Source organism: Robinsoniella sp. (genome assembly GCF_034124845.1).
Window position 1 is genome coordinate 1 of record NZ_JAWYAJ010000307.1, and the last position, 3,460, is coordinate 3,460.

General features: G+C 43.4%; 3 protein-coding genes and 1 pseudogene. All 4 read right to left on the minus strand.

Annotated features, from left to right (window positions below; genetic code table 11):
- The coding region (locus ACH2DQ_RS15520) for a hypothetical protein (protein ID WP_395027345.1) at positions 1 to 468 on the minus strand (468 nt) is incomplete at its 3' end.
- 247 nt (positions 469 to 715) lie between these two features.
- The gene (locus tag ACH2DQ_RS15525; protein WP_394911916.1) at positions 716 to 2,269 is read right to left on the minus strand and encodes an ABC transporter substrate-binding protein; all 1,554 of its coding nucleotides are present in this window, start codon (positions 2,267 to 2,269) and stop codon (positions 716 to 718) included.
- Between the two features lie 57 nt (positions 2,270 to 2,326).
- Positions 2,327 to 3,211, minus strand: a complete 885-nt coding sequence (locus ACH2DQ_RS15530) for a carbohydrate ABC transporter permease (protein WP_394911917.1) — start codon at positions 3,209 to 3,211, stop codon at positions 2,327 to 2,329.
- 15 nt (positions 3,212 to 3,226) lie between these two features.
- Positions 3,227 to 3,460: pseudogene (locus tag ACH2DQ_RS15535) on the minus strand (sugar ABC transporter permease); the annotation flags it as partial.

The following is a 3,460-nucleotide window of genomic DNA, read 5'->3' on the forward strand; positions in this document are numbered from 1 at the left end:
TTCTTTTCCCACAGCCCCAAACCTGCTGCCGGATGTGATAAAAAGATCCAGATCATTATTATAAATATAGATGGATTCCACTTCCGGATTGGTATTCTGATACAGGGAAAGCTGGTTGCGGACCTTACTCAAGGTGATGCTGTTCAGCTTCTGACCCGAAACTGCCGTCAGCAGCTCAGAGCAGACATCATCCAGCATTACCTGAGTGGCAATCATATTGGCGGTACCGTTGGCTTCCTCAAAATCCGTCTGAACCTGCGAAAAAGCCTGCATAGACATTCTGATATTCTGGTCGATGATGACCTTTTTCACCATACGGTACATCCATCCTGATCCCGCCAGAGTTACCACCAGCATACTCACTGAAATTCCAAGGAAAATTCTGCCAAATATTTTACGATTCTCCATCTGCTTCTGGTCTTTTCGCTTATTGGCAAGATAACCCCTGCAGCTTTCCATCAATTTCATATAACTTCCCCCCTGTCAGACAATTTATATAAAAATCTTTCTGTCCCACACTATCACCCGGTAGTCCATATTGTTTGAATCTACGGTTAACACACAGGATATTATCATCTTCTAACAGAAACCATCTTTTTGCAACTATTAATTCTGGCAAAAACTTCTTTTTTTACCACTTTCTTCTTTATCCGTGAAAACACCGTGGGCGAAAGCTCATCTGCCCACGGCGTTACGAATTTATCGGTATCCTTTTTTATTTTGTAGCGAGAAATTCATCAATCTGCTTCTGCATTTCAGCCATTACTTTATCAATTCCTGCCACGTTTAATTTTTCCAGAAATTCTGCATTGGTTTCCTCTACAGGCAGCTCGCCGCCTACCAGGCTTTCATACTCTTTTACCACTTTAGACACATTGGTCACTTCCATTTTGACTGCCTCAGGATCAAAGGAAAAACCAAGAATCGGAGATGTCTTCGCACTGTCATTCAATACCCTGGTCTGCTCCCAGATATCTTCCGGCTGTCCGGCAAGTGCATAGGTGTTAAATACATTTCCCAATGCCCACGACTGGCCATGGGAATAACCGCTGTCTGCAATCAGCTCAATTGTATTATCCCCGGTCTTCTTGTAGTGTGTTCCTTCGATACCGTAGGAAATCAGATTCATAGCATATGGATCTGTGTTGATCAGTTCCAAATATTTCAGTGTCTCTTCCGGATGCTTGGATGTGGTAGAAATTCCATACATGGTTGCAATTACACTGTTGGTAGAGATATAGGGGTTCGTAGCCGCAGTTGCCATAACACAGTCATATCCTGCTCTGGCTGATTCTTCTGCCTCCACTCCCGGTTTATAGGTTCCGGAATAAAAAGCAGACATCTTTTTTGCAACACGCTGGCTCTCGCCGTATTCATCCATATATCCGCATTCGCCGTCCAGAAGCCCTTTTTCATTGAGGCCGACCAATTCATTCAGCATATTTTTCCATTCATCCGTTCCATAGAAATTTACAACCTTTGCGTTTGTATCATCCATCTTAATTGCTCCGGCAGCCATATAGTCACTGATATACTCGTATCCGCAGTAATCTGCTGCCTGGGCACGGTTCACCCCTCCTACTTTAGCTCCGAACTGGTCAAAAGCTTTCTGCGCATATTCCCCTAAATCAGTGAGGTTTTTAATCTTATTAATGTCTGTTCCTGTCCCCTCCACATAATCTTTTGGCATCAGCGCACCGATCTGGCGGGCAACAATCTGCTGGTTTGGGACTGCATAAATTCCGCCTTTTACCGTAGCTGCCGTCCATATATAGTCCGGTATTGCCTTCTGCAGTTCCGGTGCAGCCTTTGGAAGCAGATCTGTAATATCGATAAATGCCCCTTTTACCACATTCGTATTGTAAGGATTCAGCCAGTTTGACGTAAAGCAGGCGTCATACTCTTCACCGGATGCGATTATGGTCTGAATTTTATCTCCATAAGCTCCGCCATGGAACACATAATCTACAGTTACTCCTATTTTTTCTTTTGTATACTCATTCAATGCCTCCATTACTGCTTTTCCGTCTGTCTGTTCCGGAACCGGTGTATGGATTTTTAAATTGACAACTTCCTTATTCTCATTTTTTTCCGTTTCTGCGTCAGCTTCTTCAGATCCTTCATTTTTTCCAACGGTCTCCCCGCTGCTTTCCGCTTTTGTGCCGGTCTCCCCGCTTTTGTCTGCATTACCGTCTCCGCTGCACCCAGCCAGTGTACCCATTACCATTACTGCTGCCACTCCAAGGGCAATAAATTTCTTCCTTCTCATCCTTTATTCCTCCTTAATTAATTTATAGTAATTGACATAGCAAATTACATTCTTTAATCATCCCTTTACGCCTCCGACTGTCAAGCCCTTTACAAAATGTTTCTGAAAAAACGGGAATATTGCCAGCATCGGTCCCGCTGCAATGACACACATCGCCATTCGCATAGATTCCGTGGGCATGTCCGCCATGCTGATTCCCATACCGGATATGGCCGAATTCTTTATCATTTCCTGCACATCCCTCATGAGTACATACAGCCGATACTGGAGGTTATAAAGCTCTCTGTTGTCAATATACATAAGCGGCTGGAACCAGTCATTCCAGTAATTTAATGTGATAAACATCCCTACCGTTGCAAGTGCTGGTTTTGCCAGGGGCAATACAATTTTCGTAAATATGGTCAGCTCGCCCGCACCATCAACGGTTGCAGCTTCCATAAGGGAAGCCGGCAGCTGGGTAAAAAATGTACGCATCAAGATGATAAACCATGGTACGATCAACATGGGAAGCAGCATTGCCCAGATTGTATTTTTTAAATGCAGATATTTTGTCAACCAGATATAGGTAGGAACCATACCGCCGTTTAATACCATGGGAATAATCAGAAATACAGTCAGTGCCTTGCGCCATGCATAATCTTTTCTGGAAAGGACATATGCAATCATGGAATTCAGTGTAAGACCGATTCCAAGTCCCAGGGCAGTGACTAAAATCGTCACACCGTAAGATCTGAGAATTGCTGCCGCATCTTTAAATACGAATTTATAAGCGTCCAACGTCACGCCTTTTGGAAAAATTCCATAACCTTCTTTCATAATCCTTATATCGCTGGAAAAGGAAATGGATACCACCGTAATAATGGGAATTACGCATAGTAAACAACACAGACCCAGAAATGCATAAATAATAATTTTAGGGCCTAATGATATATCTTTCTTCATTTTCATTCCTCCCTGCTAAAATAATGCACTGTCTTTGTCCAGTTTGCGAACAACCAGATTGGATCCCATAATCAGCAGAAACCCTATCACTGCCTGGAAACATCCCACAGCGGAACCAATTCCAATATCCCCGGTTACCCGTAATGCCCGGTATATGTATGTATCCAGTACATCTGTCGTTGCATAAAGTGCACCCTGGTCTCTTGTCAGATTGAAAAACAGCCCGAAATCCGCATACATAATCCTTCC